Raw genomic sequence first — 368 nt, forward strand, 5'->3', positions numbered from 1 at the left:
CTGCTTCCCAATAACTACGTCAAGCCCGAGCCGTCGTTCTCGCCCGTCATTCATTTCCGCTGGGGCTATCGCGCGACTGCCGCGGAACTGAAGGAGTACGGCGACAAGATCTTCCTGAACGAGAAGGAGTATTGGGGCGGCGGCCCGTTCACGAACGGCTGCGCCAGTCTGCCCGATCTTTGGCACGGCGGGCTGGATGATCGAACGATGGGGTGGATGACCGTGCAAGGCATCAACCCGACCAACCGGCCGCTGTATCGCGCGCCCCCTCGAGCGTATGGCGTACTCGCCGCGCTGCGCTTGGCCAGACTGATCGAGTCGATCCGAAGCATGCAGGCCGATGTCCCGATTACCGTCGTATGCCACAG

General features: G+C 62.5%; 1 pseudogene. It reads left to right on the plus strand.

Features of this window, described 5'->3' with window-relative positions:
* Positions 1-368, plus strand: a pseudogene (locus DIE12_RS37835) (hypothetical protein); the annotation flags it as partial.

The sequence above is a fragment of the Burkholderia sp. Bp9015 genome (assembly GCF_003853505.1).
In the GTDB taxonomy this organism is placed as follows: domain Bacteria; phylum Pseudomonadota; class Gammaproteobacteria; order Burkholderiales; family Burkholderiaceae; genus Burkholderia.